The organism is Flavobacterium sp. ST-158, from assembly GCF_058309975.1.
On the sequence record NZ_JBZEEN010000013.1, the window covers coordinates 12,815 to 31,981 of the forward strand.

The following is a 19,167-nucleotide window of genomic DNA, read 5'->3' on the forward strand; positions in this document are numbered from 1 at the left end:
AAATAGATGCTGGACCAAACCACTTTTACATTAATCAATCCACAAAACGGAAATTTAGCTTTTAAATTAGCCGCATTTGATAGCAAATGTGAGTTTCAGGAAATCCAAAGATTGAATTATTTCTCGTTGATTTGGATAAAAAAAGGAAGTGGAACAGTAACGGCTGATTTTTCGGAAAACCCATTCGAAGCGGGAAATCTTTTTGCGTTTTCGCCTTACCAACCTTTTATGCTAAATGCTGAAGAAAATTTGGAAGGAATTATTTTGAATTTTCATCCCGAGTTTTTTTGTATCTACAAACACCAACCTGAGATTGCCTGTAACGGAATTCTTTTTAATAACATCTTTAAACCGCCTTATGTAAGCGTTGATGAAGCCTCAAAAGCTGTTTTTGAAATGGTCATTGAGCAGATAAAAACTGAAATGCAAAATCCTGAATTGGCGCAGTACGAATTATTGGTTTCCTATCTCAAAATCTTTTTGATTACCGCAACAAGGCTTAAAAACCAGCAACAACCTGATGAAGAATTTGTAGAAACAACCGATGCGAAAGAACCGTTTATTCTTCAGAATTTAAAGAATTATATTGAGTTGCATTTTAAAACCAAACATTCTGCCAGCGATTATGCCGAAATGTTAAATATTACTCCAAAAGCATTGGCTAGAATCACCAAAAACCATTTCAATAAAACCCTAACACATTTAATTTCAGAACGAATTATCATTGAAGCCAAAAGAGAATTGTACCTGACTAACAAAGCAGTAAAAGAGATTGCTTATGAATTAGGATATGATGACGAACATTATTTTAGCCGATTTTTCAAGAATAATGCAGCAGTTTCTCCACAAATGTATCGCGAAACGGTAGGTTTTGCAAAAGCAATGGGGTAGTTATTGCATGGTGTAAATGGAAAAATCTTTATAAATTGCTGCTCGGCTAAACATTTGTCTCAGCCCAATACGACCTTCGTCAAGTGGTGCATAATTACTGAGATCCCAAGAAAAAAGCTTTGAAATATCTTTTCCAGTAACTTTAAAAAACAGTTTGTTTTTAGTTTTAATTACCGTAATCTGGTAGCTTTTTCCGGTTTTAAAAAGTCCCGTTTCAAAATAGGGATTCGGAATTTCGGTTGTGGTATTGAAGTTTTGTCCTTTCTCTACAGGATATTGGCGCACTCTAATGTAATCTTTGTTTTTATCAGTATTGCTGTTGTCAAACGAAGCATAGCTAATGTGCAGTGCTTTCATGTTGTTGAAATAGGTTTTCATGGCGGGAATTTCTCTTAGCGAATTCCATTTGGAAATATCCGTTTCATAAGGCGCAATCCCAATTCCGGTAGCTTGAAGGTATAAGATTGTTGCCCAAGTAGTTTTTTCGTCGGTTCGGGTAAATTGGTAGCTTATTTTTAAATCACCTTTAAACGAGGCTTTAGTCCATAAAACCGCATGATAAGCGTCGTCTCTTTCAACTTTACCCGCGCTAAAATGCATTCCTTTTTTACTATTTGTTACTGTAGCATGAAGTCCGTCTAAGAACCAATTGGATTGCCAGTTTTTAGTTCCGCTGTCCTTAAGTTGCAACTGCCATTGGCTGGATTGATTTAGAGCATCGAACTCTTTTTGGTTCAAATCTTGGGCAAAAATAGAGCAAGAGCAACATAAAAAGAGGAAGAGAATAAATCTATGCATTGCTTTGTTTTTTAATCGATTGATGAGCTAATGCAATCATAATGCTCATAAGTGTAATGGATACTATCGAAGCATTTAGAGTTCCTAAATCCAAGCCGCCTTTAGCAATGGGTTTGGTTAAAAAATCACCAAAAGTCGCACCAAAAGGTCTTGTAAAAACAAAAGCAATCCAAAAAAGAATGATGTGATTGATTTTAGAAAAATAATGCAACAGCACCACAATCAGAATGATTCCTGCTGTTAGCATCGCACCATTTAGGTAACTTAAACCAATTTCATCACTCAAATAATCACCAAAAGCTGTTCCTAAACTATTAGAGAATAAAATAGCAATCCAGTAATAGATTTCTTGATTTCTATCAAAAACAGGAAAGACACTTAGTGAATTGAATTTTTTGTACCAAAGCAATAAAGTAAGTAGCAAGCCCAGAAACAAAACAATACTTCCCATAGTATACCCCAAATGCAAACTTCGGTCCATGAAATCAGATATTTCAGTTCCTAACGTTGTGGTAGCAATGATAACCAACCAATAAAAAATAGGAATGTATTTTTTGGAGACCAATTGTATTGTCAATACTACTAAAAAGAAAAGCAGTGTAACTATAATACCGGTTAAATACCCCAAATTTAAAGTCATTGATAAATAATCTCCCAGCGTTTCTCCCAGTGTGGTAGCCACAATTTTCATCAACCAGAAGAGCAAAGTTATTTGAGCAACTTTATTTAGTTTTTCCATAGTTATATTAATTGTTATGGTATTCTATTGTCTTGGCGACAAAAAACAAAATGTAAATATAACTGATTTAGTGCAAGATTAATTATGGAGGTGCTGGTAAACATTTATTTTTTAGTGAACTACGTTATAAACAAGTGCCTGTTTTTTTATTTAAAAATTTCTTTTAATTCATTAAAATTACTGAATTGAATTTCTCTCCAAACAAAGTTGATGCAACCCACATTGATAATTCAATGTTTTTTTAATAGTTAGAAGTTGATTGTATTGATTTTTTAAACCCGTATTTTTCAACAAGGAGTACAATACTAATCCCGATGATATAAGTTAACAAATCAATCCAGGAGAATGAAGTCCCGATAACTGTTCTTGCTATTTTTGATTGTTCAAGATGGAGTTTTTGGACAATATTTAAATACTGAAGAAATTCTACAACAAAAGAAAAAATCAATACAAATAGAGCAGTTGTTAACACGGGTAGTTTTAGAAAAGATTTCAAAAAAACATAAATCAAAATAACAACCAATACATCGCCAAGGTAAGGTCTAACAAAAGCATCATGGACAAAAAGTGCAATTATGATTTCGATACAGAAAATCAAAATGGTTACTGCAAAATAGTTTTTGTTAAATGTAATCATGTTACTCATGGGAATGCTGGCAAACATTTATTTTTTAATGAGCGGCGTTATAAACAAGTGCCATTTTTTTTTATTTAAATCCTTCTTTTATTTCATTAAAATAGCTGTATTGAATTTCTCAGCAATCACAGCTAGTGCAAGCAGGGTAATTATTGAACGATTATACTTGTAAATGTATGTTTTATTTGTAGTATTTTTTATTTTGTATCCAAAAAATATAAGATAAGTCTAGCTGTATTTTATCCAACTACAATTGGCTCTAATAGCTCCACAAAAAAAGCCATCCTTTTTAAAAAGGATGGCTTTAAGGTAGTATATACAATTGTTGAATTTAGCTTTTTATTTCTATTAGTTTAGAAAGTGCGGGCTCGTTTTTGTTCATCATTTTAGTAATGGTAATGTGCATCCAAATCAAACAGATGGCAGAGAACAGCAATACAAATATCCATGAACTAGACCAAAGTCCTGTGAAATTAAGGAGGTAACTAAAGATGATTGGGCAAAAGAATCCTCCTAGTCCGCCCAGTAAACCTACCATTCCGCCTACAACTCCTACCTCGTTAGGGAAATATTCAGGGATGTGTTTGTAAACGGCTGCCTTTCCTATTCCCCATGAAATACCAATGAGCACTACTAAAACTAAGTACACCCACATGTTAGCATCAAATTTAATTTTGGTGATACCACGTGCCAAAAGTTCTTTTTTAGCCACACTTTGGTTTTGTGCTACAATCACTTCCTGCCAAGTAGATTTGGTTGGGAAAATTCCGTTTCCATCCGATGTTATTTCTTGTTTGGCTGTTACTGGAAAATCAACATCTCCTACTTTTACATTGGTAGCAGAAATTTCAGTTATAACTCCTGCTTTTTTAGCCATAACTCCCGATCCTGCTGTAGTAATTTCCATTCTAGGTACCATCAATAAAGCACTCAGTAGTACAGAAGAACCCAATACCCAGTACATTACTTTTCGGGCACCATATTTATCCGATAAATAGCCTCCAAAGGCACGAATAACTCCTGATGGTAAACTGAATAGCGTGGCAAACATTCCGCCCATAACCAGGCTGGTTTGGTACACATTCATAAAGTTAGGCAACAACCATTGGGAATAGGCCACAAAACTACCAAATACTAAGAAATAGTAAGCTCCAAAACGCCATACACGTACATTTTTTAAGGTAGAAAGCATTTGAGGAATACTCTTGGTTGACTTTTCTAATTTTTTATTTTCTGCAAATACAAGGAACAATACTCCAATAATTAACAGACTAGCTCCATAGATTACCGGAAGTATTTTCCAACCGTTTTCGGGATCGTCAATGGCAAATTGATTCAATAGGGAAGGGGCAATAAAAGTAGTAATAGCTGCACCAGCATTTCCCATTCCAAAAATTCCTAAAGCTCTACCTTGCCACTCTTTTGGGTACAAAATAGAAGTGTAACCCACACCCACAGCAAAACTGGTTCCTACCATTCCAAATAAGAAACTTAAAAGAGCAAACATAAAGAAGCTATCGGCAAAGGGAAGTAAAAACAACGGAATAGAACACAGTAATAATAGTAGTGAGAAAACGTATTTTCCACCAAATTTATCGGTTAAAATTCCCATTGGTAAACGCATTACGGCACCAGTTAAAATAGGGATTCCAAGTAACCATCCAACTTGTACGACATTCCAGTTAAAAATACCTTTGTCTACTAAGTAAGTTACTAATACACCGTTTAGCGTCCAGCAGGCAAAGCATACTGTAAAGGCCAATGTATTTAGAAATAACATTCGGTGTGATTTTGATAGGGAGTTTGTGTTTTTCATACTACTTATTATTTTTCTACAAATTTAAGTAGTATAAACTAGTAAAAAGCTGCGAAAACGCAGTTTTTAGAAAGTAATTAAGTAAAAATACTTATTTTAATACGTATTTTTAAAAGTTGTTTTCTAAGTGTTGATTACTCAGCGGTTCATCGAAATAAAAGTATTAGATGCTTCTTTTAGATTTTTGGAAAACTGTATGTCCTTTGTGTTAAAAAAAAACATAAATAAAAATCCTGTTTTAGCCGCAACTAAAAACAGGATTTTAAAAATAGCTATTTATAAGCCTTTATATCAACGAATATTCGGTAGCTTTATTAGAAAGTTCCATTAAATTTTTGACTTTCAGTTTTTTCATTAAATTAAAACGGTGTACTTCGGCAGTACGTTTACTAATTTCTAAAGCTTCGGCAATTTCTTTGTTTCCTTTACCAGAAAGCAATAAGGTTAGGATTTCTTTTTCTCTTTTGGTAATTGTCAAATCTTCGGCTAAAGTTGGTTTAGGTTCTAGCGGAGCATTTGTGTTTGTCAATTGATTGATTAAAATAGACGAAATATCTCCTGTAAAATATTTACCACCATTAGCTACGGCATGTAAAGCTTTCAAGAATTCTTCTTTACTGGAACCTTTTAGTAAGTAACCATCGGCACCTGCTTTAATCGATTTTAAAACATATTCTTCTGATTCGTGCATAGACAGCACAATAATTTTTACATTATTGTGCTGGCTGCGTAATTTTTCAACCACTTCTATACCAGTATGGTGTGGCATTCTAATATCAACAATTAATAAGTCAGGTTTAGTAGTGGTAACCACTTCTAATGCTTCTAGTCCATCAGTTGCTTCTCCAACAACAGTAATGTTATTTTCGCTTTCTAAAAGTGATTTTATACCATCTCTCACAAAAAAATGATCATCAGCAAGGACAACTTTAATCGTTTGGTTCATAACTTACTTATTTTTAAGAATATAAAATTTACGTATTTAATCAAAAGTAGTGCAATATACGTATTTTTTACGTAATTTATTGTTCGTTTATATTGGAATATTAAAAGTGATTCGGGTTCCTTCGCCTGGAATTGAGTTGATAAAGACTCTTCCGTTGATATATTGCACGCGTTCTTTCATGAATAATAATCCCATTCCAGATTCACTATTGCGCTTTTTTTCTACTGTAGTAACGTCAAATCCTTTTCCATTATCATCCACTGTAATACTAAGTATTTTGTTGCTGTGCGACAATTGCACTATAATATGCGAAGAATTGGCATATTTTATGGCATTGTTAATGGCTTCCTGTGTAAGACGGTAAATATTGATTTCAATTAAAGAATCTAGTCTTTGGTCAAAATCGGTTTTATTGTAAAATTGCACGTTTTTACCCGTCAGTTTAGCTAGTTCTAAAGTAAGTTTTGCAATAGATGAAACAATTCCATGATCACTTAATTCAGGAGGCATCAGGTTAAAAGTTGCTGTACGAACTCCCTTAATGATGTCTAGTGATAATTTTTTAAGGTATTCTATTTTTTGAGCTGATTTTTCTTTGTCGTCTAAATTAATACTTTCCAGGCTAAATTTAAGTCCGGTAAGCATTTGTCCAATACCGTCGTGAATTTCTCGCGCAATTCGGTTTTGTTCATTTTCTTGATTTTCAACTATTTTGCTCGAAATAATTTTTTGTTGGTTGATTTTTTCTATAATATTTTCCCGGTTCAATCGCTCGACTTCTAATTCGGCATTTTTACGAACGGTAATGTTAAAGCAAATCACTAGTAATTCTGATTCTTCTTTGCGAATGCGGACAGGAATCATCGACATATCAAGCCACAATTTGTCACCATTTCTATCAGTTGTGTTCATTTCGCCTTGCCAGCCACTTCGCTGTTTATCGCCAATAATTCGATCTATTTCCAGCTGTTCTTTTTCAACCTTAGTTAAGGCTTTTGAAAAACTTTTATCAACATCAAATGAAGGATTGTATTGCAATAGTTTGGCAAATTTTTCGCCCATGTGGATGATTTTTCCTTGCGGACTGATGCGGCAATACAATAAGGTATTTTCCATAGCATAATTCAATGACTTTAATTCTTTTACTGAATTTTCTTTGATGATGCTAATGGCTTCAGTGTCACGAGCTAATTTGATGGCTCTTTTTTCAGAAATCAACAACTTGGTAATCAGTTGTTCAATCTTTTTATTTGTAGGTTTAAAAATATATAAAAATTCAATCAGTAAAACAATAAGGGTAAAGCTTAAAATGCCGTACTCAATGTTGCGCTGACGGGTTACTTTTTCTAAGGCTTCGTGTTCGTACTGACCAACAATACGATTCATTTTGGTTAAAAATACGGCAACATTGTCCAGAATTGTTTGTACTTCAACTTGGTTAGAAGTATTCGAAATTCCGTTGCTTCTGTCGTTTAAATAACTTCGGGTTGCTTTGTCTATATTTTCTACATTAGGTTTGATATCCTTATATAAAGCATAGAGCATGGTGCTTTTTTCATAAGGAAAATTAAGAGAATCACTTCCTTTTTCTAAAGCTAGATGGGTGTATTTCCAGAATTCTAATGTGTTTTTAATATTGGAAATAGCCTCTTTATTTTGAGAATTTTCAGCAGCAGCATTCAGAATAAGCACCTCTTTAGCTAACTTTTGGCTCAGCATTCGTTGTTTTCCCGAAATATTAATCAGTCGGGAATCATTCAATTGACTACTAATGTTGTGCTGAATAAGCAACTGACTTAATAGGATGGTAATAGCAATAGTAACTAAAGCAAACAGGTACATTTGCTTTAGCTTTTTAAAATTAAGATTTTCAGAAAACGCTTTGGCTTCTTTTATCATAATGGCATTTAATTACAATCCGAGAGCGTCTTTTATAAGTTGAAGGTTAGCAGGACTATAGTTGATTTGTAGTGCTGCTTGATGTCCTTTTTCAGACATTTTATTCCAAGTTTTTAGAATGATGTTTTTTAGTTTTTCAGTATCGTGTTTTTCAACAAAAGGTTCTAAATAATACTCTAAGAATACCAAACAAATAACATCTTCTAAAAGTTGTGTTTCTTCGTCTTTTTTAAGTAATTTTTTTTCGATTAAGAAGGAAACTCTGGCGATAAATTCGGCATCGTAACCTGCTTTTTCTAAAATGTTTGCGGTGGTTTTAGCATGAAATTTTTTCAATTCTTCACGCCATTTTAAATAGCCTACTCGGTCCATTGGGTAGGATTCGCGAGCTATTTTCCAGCGACAAATGTGTTGTGCTTTGGCAGCTATTTGAACTGCTTCCGAAGCAGTTGGGTAAAAATCCATAAGTTTTGCATACATTCTGTTAGAATATAATAGTTCTTTAGGAAAACTTACGGATTCATGTATTTCTATATTCGGGTCTTGCGCGTTTTCGGCATCAATCCACTCGCTTGCTTTTTGGAATGCTGTAGTTGTCATTTGCAGTATTTTTAATACTTCAAAGATACATATTTAATCTATAAAGCCAATCAATACTTCGCCTTCGACAACTTTTACGGGATAAGTGGCAATTTTTAAATCGTCACCGCTTAAGTTGCTTCCATCTTTAAGAGAAAAAGTTTTTTTGTGGATTGGACAGGCAATTTTTGGAGTGTCTTCAACTGAACCAATCATTCCTCTGGAAAGTACCATTTCCATTTTGTGTGGGCATACATTTTGACAGGCATACCATTCGTTTCTTCTTTCAAAATTAATAACTGCGATTTGTTTGTTTTTGTATTTAATACATCCGCCTCCATCTGCAGGGAAATCAGCAATTTTTCCTGCTTTGAACCATATTTTTACATCATTAAGAGCAACTGATTCGTATTGAGTTAGTAAGTTTTCCATGATCTTTGATTTTATTTTCCTTAATTCCATCCCTCTCAATGCGAGAGGGATGGAGGTGGGGAAGCTTCTGTTTTTAGTCTATTTTTGTAATTCTATAAGTTGTAATGCTATGCTTTTAGGAAATAAGCGATAGGATTACCAGGCTTTAGGCATTTTTTGCTCTCTAAGCGGAATGTACACTAGGTTGTCATCACGTTCATCAGAGTTGGTAAAATGACTGAAACGTTTCATCATTTCTGGATCTTCAATGGCTTGTTTCCATTCGCATTCAAAGGTGTCTACTAGTTGTTGCATTTCTTCTTCAAGAGTTGCGTTGATTCCTAGGCTATCATTAATTACTACATTTTTCAAGTAGTCAAGTCCGCCTTCCAGTTTTTCTAACCAAGTAGAAGTTCTTACTAATGGTCCTGCTGTACGGATGTAATACATTAAGAAACGATCCATGTATTTAAAAACAGTTTCTTTGTCAATTTGCTCTGCTAAAAGAACTGCGTGTTTAGGATTTGCACCTCCGTTACCACATACGTAAAGATTCCAACCGCCTTCAACGGCTATAACGCCAAAATCTTTTCCTCTTGCTTCGGCACATTCACGGATACAAGCCGAAACTCCTCCTTTTAATTTGTGTGGAGAACGAATACCTCTGTAACGGTTTTCTAATTCGATGGCTAATGTGGTACTGTCATCCATCCCGTAACGACACCAAGCATTACCTACGCAGCTTTTTACTGCTCTTAATGATTTTCCATAAGCATGTCCGCTTTCAAAACCATTATCAATAAGTTTTTTCCAAATTGCTGGCAAATCGTTCAATTCAGCACCAAATAAATCCACACGTTGTGCACCTGTGATTTTAGTGTATAAATTGTATTCTTTAGCAACTTCTCCAATAGCGATTAGTTTTTCGGCAGTAACTTCACCACCGGCCATTCTAGGTACTACGGAATAGGTTCCGTTACGTTGAATGTTAGCTAAGAACCTATCGTTAGAATCTTGAGAAGTAACATGTTTATTAGCTGTGTCATTGTAAATACTGGAGAAAATAGAAGAGAGCACAGGTCTACAAATTTCGCAACCATCTCCTTTACCTACCGTTCCTAATACTTCATTATGATTTGTGAATTTGTTGATTTTTACAATATCAAATAATTCTTGACGCGTATAAGCAAAATGCTCACAAACCACATCTTTCACTTCTTTTCCTAATGATTTTTGAGCCTCTTTTACCAAGTCAACTACCATTGGTTTACAACCACCACAACCTGAAGTTGCTTTAGTAGCTTTTACTACATCAGAGAATGTTTCGCAGCTACCATCAGTAATTGAGCAACAGATGCTGCCTTTGGTTACATTTTCGCAAGAACAAATAACAGCAGTATCTGGTAAATCCATTGCGCTACCCATACTAGAAGACTCTCCTCCTCTAGAACCTAAAATTAAATCCTCAGGGTTTTTAGGAATAGCCATTCCGTTGCTGTAAATTTGGAATAAAGTATTGTAATCGCTAGAATCTCCAACAAGAATACCTCCTAATAGTTTAGTACCATCTTTAGAAATATTGATTCTTTTGTAAATTCCACTTAGCTTGTTTTCATAAACAATAGGAGTCCCATCTTGGTGTTCTATAAATGGATCGCCAAAACTAGCTACTTCAACACCAATCAATTTCAATTGGGTTGACATATCAATGGTTTCTCTCATGGTTTTTTCGCCTTGCAAAATTTGCTCAGCAGCCACATCGGCCATTTCATAACCGGGAGCAACTAACCCATAAATCATGTGGTTGTATAAGGCCACTTCACCGATGGCAAAAATGGATGGATCAGAAGTTTGCATTTGGTTGTTTACTACAATTCCTCCACGAACACCTACTTCAAGACCCGCGCCTTTTCCTAACTCGTCTCTAGGTTTGATACCTGCAGAAATAACTAGCATATCTACTTTAAGCAATTCTTCTTCTTCAAACATCATTCCTGTGATGGCTTTGTCACCGTCAATGAATTGTGTTGATTTGCTTAGGTGAATTTTAATGTTTAATTCTTCGATTTTTGAACGAAGCATATTACTAGCTCCTTTGTCCAGCTGCCTAGGCATTAAGCGCGGTGCAAATTCAACTACATGTGGATTTAATCCTAAATCGCGTACTGCTTTTGCTGCTTCTAGTCCTAATAATCCTCCTCCTAGAACTGCTGCTTCAGTAGCACCATTTTGTTTTATTTTAGCAGCATAAGCCATGATAGCATCTAAGTCTTCAATGGTTCTGTATACAAAAACACCTTCTTTTTCAACACCTTCAATTGGTGGAACAAAAGCTGCTGAACCTGTAGCTAAAACTAAGTAATCGTAAGCATGTGTTTTTTCTAAGTGAGTAGTTATTGTTTTGTTTTCTTTATGAATATCAGTAACTAGTTCAGAAGTGTTTAATATGATATTGTTTTCTTCGTACCATGAAGCTGTTGACATAGATAAGTCGTCAGCTGATTTTCCTGCAAAGTATTCACTCAGGTGAACGCGATCATAAGCGCGTCTTGGCTCTTCTCCAAATACGGTAATTTGATATTTTTCTTGTCCTTGTTTCGATATGAATTTTTCACAAAATTTGAAACCTACCATGCCGTTTCCGACTACAATTATTTTAATCATAATATCATTATTAAGTATTACGAAGCAAATATACGTATAAATACTTATATGTAATACTTAATTTTTAATTTTCGTAGTTAATTGAGATATTATGAAAAGGAGTCTAATAAAATGGATAATGTGTAAAAAATGAGGTTTGTTTTTTTTAATTTTTAATCAAATATTGGTTGATAAGGCTTTTGGGAAGCTATTTTTACTTTTTTTAGAAGCTAAATTGTGCTCAAATTATTCATAGAAGATAGATTTAGCAAAAAAAGCACCAGAATATCTCTCTTCTTTGATACTTATTCTGATGCTTTGATAAAATTGGGGAAAAGTTGTTTTTAAGTAAGATTACTTAAGTGTGTTGAAGTATTTCTTTTGGAAGCTAAAAGCTATATTTACTAATGCTATTAGGGCAGGAACTTCTACTAATGGGCCTATTACTCCAGCAAAAGCTTGTCCGCTATTGATTCCAAAAACACCAATAGCAACAGCAATGGCTAATTCGAAATTATTTCCAGTAGCCGTAAATGCAATGGCTGTACTTTTAGAATAATCGGCACCAAAATATTTTCCGATGAAGAAACTGCTAATAAACATTAGTGTGAAATAAATTACTAATGGAATCGCTATTCGGATGACATCCATGGGAATTTGGACAATAAGTGCTCCTTTTAAACTAAACATAATTACGATAGTAAATAGTAAAGCAGTTAAGGTTATGGGAGAAATGAATGGTACAAACTTATTTAGAAACCAGTTTTCTCCGTTTAAAGCTATTAAACTGTAACGACTTATGATTCCTAGGGCAAAAGGAATTCCTAAATAAATACCCACACTTTCGGCTATTTGTCCAATACTTATATTGACTTCAAATCCAGTATATCCAAAATAGGGTGGTAGGATGGTTATAAAGAAATATGCATAAACACTATATAAAAGTACTTGGAAAATGCTATTTAGCGCAATCAGTCCAGCTGCATATTCTCTGTTTCCATCAGCTAGATCGTTCCATACCACTACCATAGCTATGCATCTAGCAAGACCAATTAAAATTACTCCAATCATGTATTCTGGATAATCGTTCAGGAATAGTAATGCTAAAAAGAACATTAATATTGGACCTACAACCCAATTTAATAAAAGTGAAGCGCTTAAAACTTTAGTATTTTTAAATACTTCGCCCATTTGTTCGTATTTTACTTTGGCAAGTGGCGGATACATCATTAATATAAGTCCTATAGCAAGAGGAATATTAGTTGTTCCGTTTGAAAATGAATTGATAAAGGTGCCACTAGATGGTATGAAACTTCCAATAGCAACTCCAATTACCATTGCGAGGAATATCCAAAGAGTGAGATAGCGATCTAAAAAACTTAATTTTTTTCTAGAAACAGCCGGAGCACAATGATTTGCTGACATATTATTTTGTTATTTGAGAAAAGACATAAAACAATTCGGTAGCAATTTGCGTGCTTCGTTCTTCGTATTTTTCGGCTTGTTGGTTGGTGTTATCAAAAGCTTTTGGGTCTTCAAACGTAATTGGAATTCTTTTTTCGGTACCAGCAATAAATGGGCAGCCTTCGTCGGCACTTGAACAGGTTAGAATAGCCGCGAATTCAGATTGCGGATTAAAGGTATCGTCATACGTTTTAGAAAATCCTATAATTGGATGTGCGTTTTCGGAATATTTAATGCTGTAAATTGGATTTTTTCCTCCTGCAATAGTTTTAATTTGAAAACCGGTATTTGTTAAAGTTTGTGCTGCCATAGGGAATAAGGCAGTAGCTTCAGTTCCTCCAGAATAACAAAAAACAGATTTAATATCAAAATAAGCGGCCATCGTTTGTGCCCAGACCTGAGATAAATGACTTCTTCTGGAATTGTGGGTGCAGATAAAATTAAGTCTAATTTCTTGTTGATTAGTGTGTTTTTGTTGTATAAAATCAATTAGAGGTTGTAAGGTGATTTTGCGTTCCTCTGAAATTGAGTTTGTTTGTAAAGATTGCATTTTATTTTCGATGGCTTCGAATAATACTGTTTGAGTCGTTTTCATTTCAGATGCTTAAAGTTTTAACAACAACCGCTTCCAGGAGTGCAGTTATTAGATTGGTTTTTTATTTCAGATAGTTTTATTTTTGGTTTTTGAGCAGGAATTCCACAATGGTCTTCTGCTAGGCAAGCTGTTTTTTTATTTAGTAAAATAAAATGGATACCATTAAAACCTAAATCGTATTTCCCTATGGTGTCAGACTGGTATTCTACTTCAATTTCGTAATCTTCAATCGCTAAAACTTTTTCAGAAAGCGTGATAATGTCTAAAAGTTTTTTAGGCTTCAAACGGTGTTCAAGATCGTTGGCATTCCATAACTGAAAGTTGACTACTTTTTCATTTCTAACAGTTCCACCACAATCAATAAAGTTTTTGGTGATTAGTCCCACTTCAGTAACATGGAAATGTTCTGGAACATAAGTTCCGTCTTCTAAGGTGAAAGCAACATTTTCTATTGCACTTAATATGGTTTTTAGTTCTGATAATTTCATGATTCTATTTTTTTAAATTAACAACATTGGTTTTTCTTGCTGTCTAGATAGGAATGGATGTGCTGAAAAAAATGTTTTATTTTTTCAAATCCATTTTCATCCAAACAATAACAAATGGCATTTCCTTCAAAATTTCCTTTAATCAACCCTGCATTTTTTAATTCTTTCAGATGTTGTGAAACCGTTGGCTGCGCTAGTGGGAGTTCGTTTACAATATCGCCGCAAATGCAACTGTTTACTTTAATCAGGTGTTGGATTATGGCTATTCGAGCTGGATGTCCAATAGCTTTAGCTAGGGTAGCTAATTCATTTTGTTCTTCTGTAAAGTATTCCGTTTTAGTTGTCCCCATCGTTATATATTTATATTGCAATATTACGATAATTAATCAAAAGTCTATTGGTATTTGCAATAAAAAAAAACTCCACTTGAAAATATCTTTTCTCAAGTGGAGTTTTTTATGTTCTTTATGGTTTATATAACGGCTTTAGGTATTGCGTGGAAGCCAATGGATTTTACTGCTTTCTCGATTTCTTCAATACTGATTACTTTGTTTGTGAATACAGTAAATTCTTTGGGGAAAACAGCGTTGTTTAACTGAATTTGGGTGATGCCATTTATTTTTAGGAGTTTGTTTTTTATTTCTAAAAGTTCAGGTTCTTCATTAGCATTCGTGCCAAAAACTTTACCGTGTTCTCCTGGAATAATATTTTCTGTCAATAAGCTCATAATGTATATGTATTTAAATTAATACTGTTATAGCTATTTTTAAATAGCTTTTTATATGTTAAATTTAAACAATTCTCTTCGAATTTACTTTAAACAAAGTCTCAAATTTTTGTGAATATTTATTAAAGTTTAGGGTTTTTAGAAAATTAACAGTTAAATAAAGGAGGTGTAAAGTTATTTGTTTTAAAAAAAAAATAGCCACAACATTGTTGTGGCTATTTTTACTTTGAAGTAATTTTTTATTTAGTCGTTATAAACATTTGAACCATGTTCGTGAATATCTAATCCGTCAATTTCTTCTTCTTTGTTTACTCTTAATCCCATTATTTTCTTAAGGATGAAAAGTACCACAAATGTTGTTGCCATAGCCCATGCACCAATTGCAACTACTCCAGTAACTTGAACTCCTAATTTTTCAAATCCACCTCCGTAAAGTAAACCTCCGTCAGTAGCAAATACACCTACTAATATAGTACCTAAAGCACCACATACACCGTGTACAGAAACTGCTCCAACTGGATCGTCAATTTTAAGTTTTTTGTCGATGAATTCGATAGAGAAAACTACAGCGATACCACAAATTAATCCAATCCAAAATGCTCCCATTGGGCTAACGGCAGCACAACCAGCAGTTACACCTACAAGTCCAGCTAATACACCGTTTAATGTCATTGAGATATCTGGTTTTTTGTAAGTAATCCAAGTTACAAACATTGCAGCTAATGCTCCAGCAGCTCCAGCTAAGTTTGTTGTGATGAAGATTCCAGCTACAGCAATAGCGTTGTCTCCTGAGATAGCTAATTGAGAACCTGGATTAAATCCAAACCAACCCATCCATAAGATGAATACCCCTAAAGCTCCTAACATAATGTTGTGTCCAGGAATCGCATTTGAAGTTCCATCAGCATTGTATTTTCCAATTCTAGGTCCTACCATTGCAGCAGCTACTAAAGAAGCCCATCCTCCTACAGAGTGTACTACAGTTGAACCAGCAAAATCAGTAAAGCCCATTTGAGCTAACCATCCGCCTCCGTTCCATACCCAGCTTCCTGAGATAGGGTAGATAACTAAAGTCATCAATAAAGAGAAGAATAAGTAAGTTGTAAATTTTGTTCTTTCAGCAATAGCTCCAGAAACGATAGTTGCAGCAGTAGCAGCAAATACAGTTTGGAAGAATAAGCTATGCATATCAGCAGCAGTATCAAAAAACAAACTTGGTGTCCCAATAAAGCCGCTAATTGAATCTCCATACATTAAAGAGTAACCTATTGCCCAGAAAGCAACACTCCCAATACAGAAATCCATTAAGTTTTTCATTATAATATTTCCTGTGTTTTTTGATCTTGTAAAACCAGCTTCTACTAAGGTAAAACCAGCTTGCATGAAAAACACTAAAATTCCGCAGATCAATACCCACATTAAGTCTAATACAGCATTCGTATCCATAATATATATTTTATAAGTTAATTTTAAAAAAATGTTTTAGTTAACAGCGTCTGTTCCTTTTTCTTTAGTTCTGATTCGGTAAGTTTCGATAATGTCGTAAACAAATATTTTTCCATCTCCTACCATTCCTGTACCTGCAGCATTTAAGATTGCGTCAACAGTTCTTTCTAAAAAAGGATCAGAAACTACGATAGAAATGTATCTTCTTTGAATGTCAGTAGTACTGTAAGTGATTCCTCTGTATACGTGTCCTTCTTTTTCGTTACCAACTCCAGTAACATCCCAATAGGTGAAAAAGTTAACCTCAATTTGGTGTAATGCTTTTTTTACATCATCAAATTTGGATTTTCGTATCACTGCTTCGATTTTTTTCATAATAATTAGATTTAAATTGATTTATGGTAAAAGTTATTTTGTTTGTTATTTAAGAGAATCTCTTTGGTTAATTAAGTAATTGCTTTTGAAATTTGTTTTAGGGTAATTTGTTTTCTCATCTTTGATTCTGTTATATTAATAATTAGGTCGTGGACTTTTTTTTTGTTTTTTTATCCTTGCTGTTTTTTAAGGATTATTAATATTTCTTTGTTTTGTTATTGATAATGGCGAATTTATTAACTTTTGCTTTAAAAAAGCTAAAGAATTAGTATTTTTTGCTAAAAAGGATAAAGAATTGTCAATTACCGAAAATCAAATCAAAATAATAGATATTCTTTAATTTCAACTCTTATATTTTGATTTATTCACAAAATTATTTTAGGGATATGTATGTTTAAAATAGGGGTATGTTTCGTTTTTTGTTATTTAAATGCCTTTTTTGGTTAAATTTTTATAGATATTTTGTTATTGGTATCTAAAAAACAGGGGGTATGTGTAATTTTTTGTGTTTTTTGAATTAATTGTTGGTTGAAAAAAACTAAAACTGCTGATTTAATTATAAAAAAATAGATTTGTTCTTTTTTATCTCATTTTTACAATTGAAATGTTAAACATGAAACAACTATATGTTATTAATTATTTCGAAAAGGAATACAATAAATGGAGGGCGAGATTGATTAGAATTAATAATCTTAATTTATTTTCTATAAAGAGCTAATAATTCATTTAGAGGATAAATAACAAAACAAAGTATTTGTATGTAGTTTTGAATAAAGAGTTCTTTAAAATAGTCTTCTTTAGTTTTTGATAGGAAAGCACAAATCGGTATAAGATACTATCGATAAGAATAATCGATTTTATTTTTTATTAAAAAGAAAAACCCTTTTAGTTTGAATACTAAAAGGGTTCTGTTATAAGTTTGAAAGTTCTTATTATAATTTTGACATATTTGAAGCTAGTGTTTCAATAAATTTACCTATTGGACCTTTTACCATCATAGCCATCATAGGATTGAAGCTGCCTTCAAAATCAAATTGAACAGCACTGGAAGTTGCTGAAACGGAATCAATATTTGTGATTAATGTAAAAGGAACTTTGTCATTTGCAGCGCTAAAAACAATTTTGTTAGGTGCGGTTTTTTCGGTTACTTTTAATTGAATTTCCGGCATTCCTTTTAGACCAAAAAGAAAAGAATCTTCACTAATAACTTCAAACTTAGCAATGTTTTCAGGCATTAATTTTTCGAAATTTTTCATATCAGTCAATAAATCGAATAATTCTTGTGCTGATTTTTCAACGTTAACCTTTGGACTTTCTAAGTTCATGATATAGTTTGTTTATTTGGTAGCTTCTTGTCCCCAAGTAGATGGAGTAACGCTCCATTCTCTTAAGGTGCTTTCTTCTTTTTCGGTAATGTAATTTTTAGTAACCGCTAAATTTAAAAGGTTTTGGTAATTACTTAATGTATATAGATCTAATTTTGCATTTTTAAAGTTTGCTTCAGCAACATCAAATCCATAGGTAAATATAGCTGCCATACCTTTAATATTAGCACCTGCAGCACGCAATGCTTCAACGGCTAGTAAACTACTGTTTCCCGTACTAATTAAATCTTCAACAACAACTACATTTTGACCTTTTTGCAAGAAACCTTCTACTTGGTTTTGTCGACCGTGTTTTTTAGGTTCAGGACGTACATAAACAAAAGGCAATCCCATGCTTTCGGCAACAAGCATACCTATACCTATAGCTCCAGTAGCTACTCCGGCAATGACATCTGGTTTACCAAATTGTTTCTCAATATTTTTTGCAAATTCATCTCTAACATAATTTCTTATGGTTGGAAATGATAGTATTAGGCGGTTATCACAATAAATAGGTGATTTCCATCCAGAAGCCCATGTAAAAGAATTTTCAGGATTCAATTTAATTGCATTTATTTGTAAAAGCAATTCGGCTGTTTTTTCGGCTGTATCTTTATTAAAAATCATAGTACAAATGTATAAAGTTTTTGTGAACGACAAACCACTTTTTTTGACAAATAAAATCTCTAAAGAGACAGATTTTCAGTTGTTTTTATTGGAAAGTGTTGATATTAAGCAAATTATAGTTAAAATTTTTCAAAATAAAATTCAAAAAGCCTATCTCTATCATCCTGATGAAAAGGAGATTATGAAAACCTTGAAGGCTAAAATTCCTGTGAATAAAGCCGGTGGAGGACTGGTTTATAACAAAAAAGGAGAAGTGTTATTTATTTTTCGAAATGGGAAATGGGACTTACCAAAAGGAGGTGTCGAAAAAAAGGAAGAAATAGAGCATACTGCCATGCGAGAAGTGGAAGAAGAAACAGGAGTAAATCAATTGAGAATTATCAATAAACTCCAGAAAACGTACCATGTATTCAAGCGAAATGGCGTTTATAAGTTAAAAATAACCCATTGGTTTGAAATGTTTTCTGACTTTGAAGGAACTCCTCAAGGACAATTGGAAGAAGGAATTGAAAAAGTAGCTTGGATTCATCCTAATGACATTCCAGAAGTGTTGAAAAACTCTTATGAGAACATCAAATTATTATTTGAAGAAGAAAATATTATTCGAAGTTAGAAACTAGAATGCAGTCGACACTGTTCAGTCGGCAGAATTTAGAAAGAAGATTTCAGATTTAGAAAACTAAACATCTAATCTGGAATCTTTTTTTGTCTTCTGATTTCTA

Annotated in this window: 20 protein-coding genes; 2 read left to right on the plus strand and 18 right to left on the minus strand. The window is 33.5% G+C overall.

Going from position 1 to position 19,167, the window contains the following annotated elements; translation table 11 throughout:
* Nucleotides 1–6 precede the first annotated feature (6 nt).
* The gene (locus AC4FRF_RS15845; protein WP_491160961.1) at nt 7–891 is read left to right on the plus strand and encodes a helix-turn-helix domain-containing protein; all 885 of its coding nucleotides are present in this window, start codon (nt 7–9) and stop codon (nt 889–891) included.
* Here the strand turns inward: AC4FRF_RS15845 and AC4FRF_RS15850 are convergent, their stop codons facing one another.
* The 18 genes from AC4FRF_RS15850 to pyrE form a co-directional block, all read right to left on the minus strand.
* Nucleotides 892–1,689, minus strand: coding sequence for a DUF1961 family protein (locus AC4FRF_RS15850; protein WP_491160963.1), 798 nt, complete (start codon nt 1,687–1,689; stop codon nt 892–894).
* Nucleotides 1,682–2,428, minus strand: coding sequence for a COG4705 family protein (locus AC4FRF_RS15855; protein ID WP_491160965.1), 747 nt, complete (start codon nt 2,426–2,428; stop codon nt 1,682–1,684). Before AC4FRF_RS15855 ends, AC4FRF_RS15850 begins: the two co-directional genes overlap by 8 nt.
* Before the next feature lie 241 nt (nt 2,429–2,669).
* Nucleotides 2,670–3,092, minus strand: a complete 423-nt coding sequence (locus tag AC4FRF_RS15860; protein ID WP_491160967.1) for a ribosomal maturation YjgA family protein — start codon at nt 3,090–3,092, stop codon at nt 2,670–2,672.
* A 304-nt stretch (nt 3,093–3,396) separates the two neighbouring features.
* A complete protein-coding gene (locus AC4FRF_RS15865; RefSeq protein WP_491160969.1) occupies nt 3,397–4,881 on the minus strand; it encodes an MFS transporter in 1,485 nt (494 codons plus the stop codon).
* A gap of 286 nt (nt 4,882–5,167) precedes the next feature.
* Nucleotides 5,168–5,827 carry a response regulator gene (locus tag AC4FRF_RS15870; RefSeq protein ID WP_491160971.1) on the minus strand — a complete coding sequence of 220 codons (660 nt, stop codon included), beginning with the start codon at nt 5,825–5,827 and terminating at the stop codon, nt 5,168–5,170.
* Between the two features lie 87 nt (nt 5,828–5,914).
* The gene (locus AC4FRF_RS15875) at nt 5,915–7,726 is read right to left on the minus strand and encodes a sensor histidine kinase (protein ID WP_491160973.1); all 1,812 of its coding nucleotides are present in this window, start codon (nt 7,724–7,726) and stop codon (nt 5,915–5,917) included.
* A gap of 12 nt (nt 7,727–7,738) precedes the next feature.
* The gene (locus AC4FRF_RS15880; RefSeq protein WP_491160975.1) at nt 7,739–8,326 is read right to left on the minus strand and encodes a DUF4202 domain-containing protein; all 588 of its coding nucleotides are present in this window, start codon (nt 8,324–8,326) and stop codon (nt 7,739–7,741) included.
* A 33-nt stretch (nt 8,327–8,359) separates the two neighbouring features.
* Nucleotides 8,360–8,737, minus strand: a complete 378-nt coding sequence (nirD, locus tag AC4FRF_RS15885) for a nitrite reductase small subunit NirD (protein ID WP_491160977.1) — start codon at nt 8,735–8,737, stop codon at nt 8,360–8,362.
* Between the two features lie 135 nt (nt 8,738–8,872).
* A complete protein-coding gene (nirB, locus tag AC4FRF_RS15890; RefSeq protein WP_491160979.1) occupies nt 8,873–11,380 on the minus strand; it encodes a nitrite reductase large subunit NirB in 2,508 nt (835 codons plus the stop codon).
* A 333-nt stretch (nt 11,381–11,713) separates the two neighbouring features.
* Nucleotides 11,714–12,784 carry an ACR3 family arsenite efflux transporter gene (gene arsB / locus AC4FRF_RS15895; RefSeq protein ID WP_491160981.1) on the minus strand — a complete coding sequence of 357 codons (1,071 nt, stop codon included), beginning with the start codon at nt 12,782–12,784 and terminating at the stop codon, nt 11,714–11,716.
* A 1-nt stretch (nt 12,785) separates the two neighbouring features.
* Nucleotides 12,786–13,418, minus strand: a complete 633-nt coding sequence (locus tag AC4FRF_RS15900; RefSeq protein ID WP_491160983.1) for an arsenate-mycothiol transferase ArsC — start codon at nt 13,416–13,418, stop codon at nt 12,786–12,788.
* Between the two features lie 17 nt (nt 13,419–13,435).
* Entirely contained in the window at nt 13,436–13,906 is a 471-nt protein-coding gene (locus AC4FRF_RS15905) for a DUF6428 family protein (protein WP_491160985.1), read from the minus strand.
* Nucleotides 13,907–13,923: 17 nt separating this feature from the next.
* Nucleotides 13,924–14,256 (minus strand): ArsR/SmtB family transcription factor, encoded by a 333-nt coding sequence (locus AC4FRF_RS15910; protein WP_491160987.1) that lies wholly within the window; start codon nt 14,254–14,256, stop codon nt 13,924–13,926.
* A 122-nt stretch (nt 14,257–14,378) separates the two neighbouring features.
* Entirely contained in the window at nt 14,379–14,633 is a 255-nt protein-coding gene (locus tag AC4FRF_RS15915; protein ID WP_491160989.1) for a heavy-metal-associated domain-containing protein, read from the minus strand.
* A 243-nt stretch (nt 14,634–14,876) separates the two neighbouring features.
* Complete coding sequence (locus AC4FRF_RS15920) at nt 14,877–16,079, minus strand: ammonium transporter (protein ID WP_491160991.1); 1,203 nt, start codon at nt 16,077–16,079, stop codon at nt 14,877–14,879.
* Nucleotides 16,080–16,115: 36 nt separating this feature from the next.
* Nucleotides 16,116–16,454, minus strand: coding sequence for a P-II family nitrogen regulator (locus AC4FRF_RS15925; protein ID WP_491160993.1), 339 nt, complete (start codon nt 16,452–16,454; stop codon nt 16,116–16,118).
* A gap of 932 nt (nt 16,455–17,386) precedes the next feature.
* Entirely contained in the window at nt 17,387–17,779 is a 393-nt protein-coding gene (locus AC4FRF_RS15930; protein WP_491160995.1) for an SRPBCC family protein, read from the minus strand.
* 12 nt (nt 17,780–17,791) lie between these two features.
* Complete coding sequence (gene pyrE / locus AC4FRF_RS15935; protein WP_491160997.1) at nt 17,792–18,445, minus strand: orotate phosphoribosyltransferase; 654 nt, start codon at nt 18,443–18,445, stop codon at nt 17,792–17,794.
* 7 nt (nt 18,446–18,452) lie between these two features.
* On the opposite strand from pyrE, the gene AC4FRF_RS15940 reads away from it, so the two are divergent.
* On the plus strand, nt 18,453–19,058 hold the full coding sequence (locus tag AC4FRF_RS15940; protein ID WP_491160999.1) for an NUDIX hydrolase: 606 nt from the start codon (nt 18,453–18,455) through the stop codon (nt 19,056–19,058).
* Nucleotides 19,059–19,167: the final 109 nt, after the last annotated feature.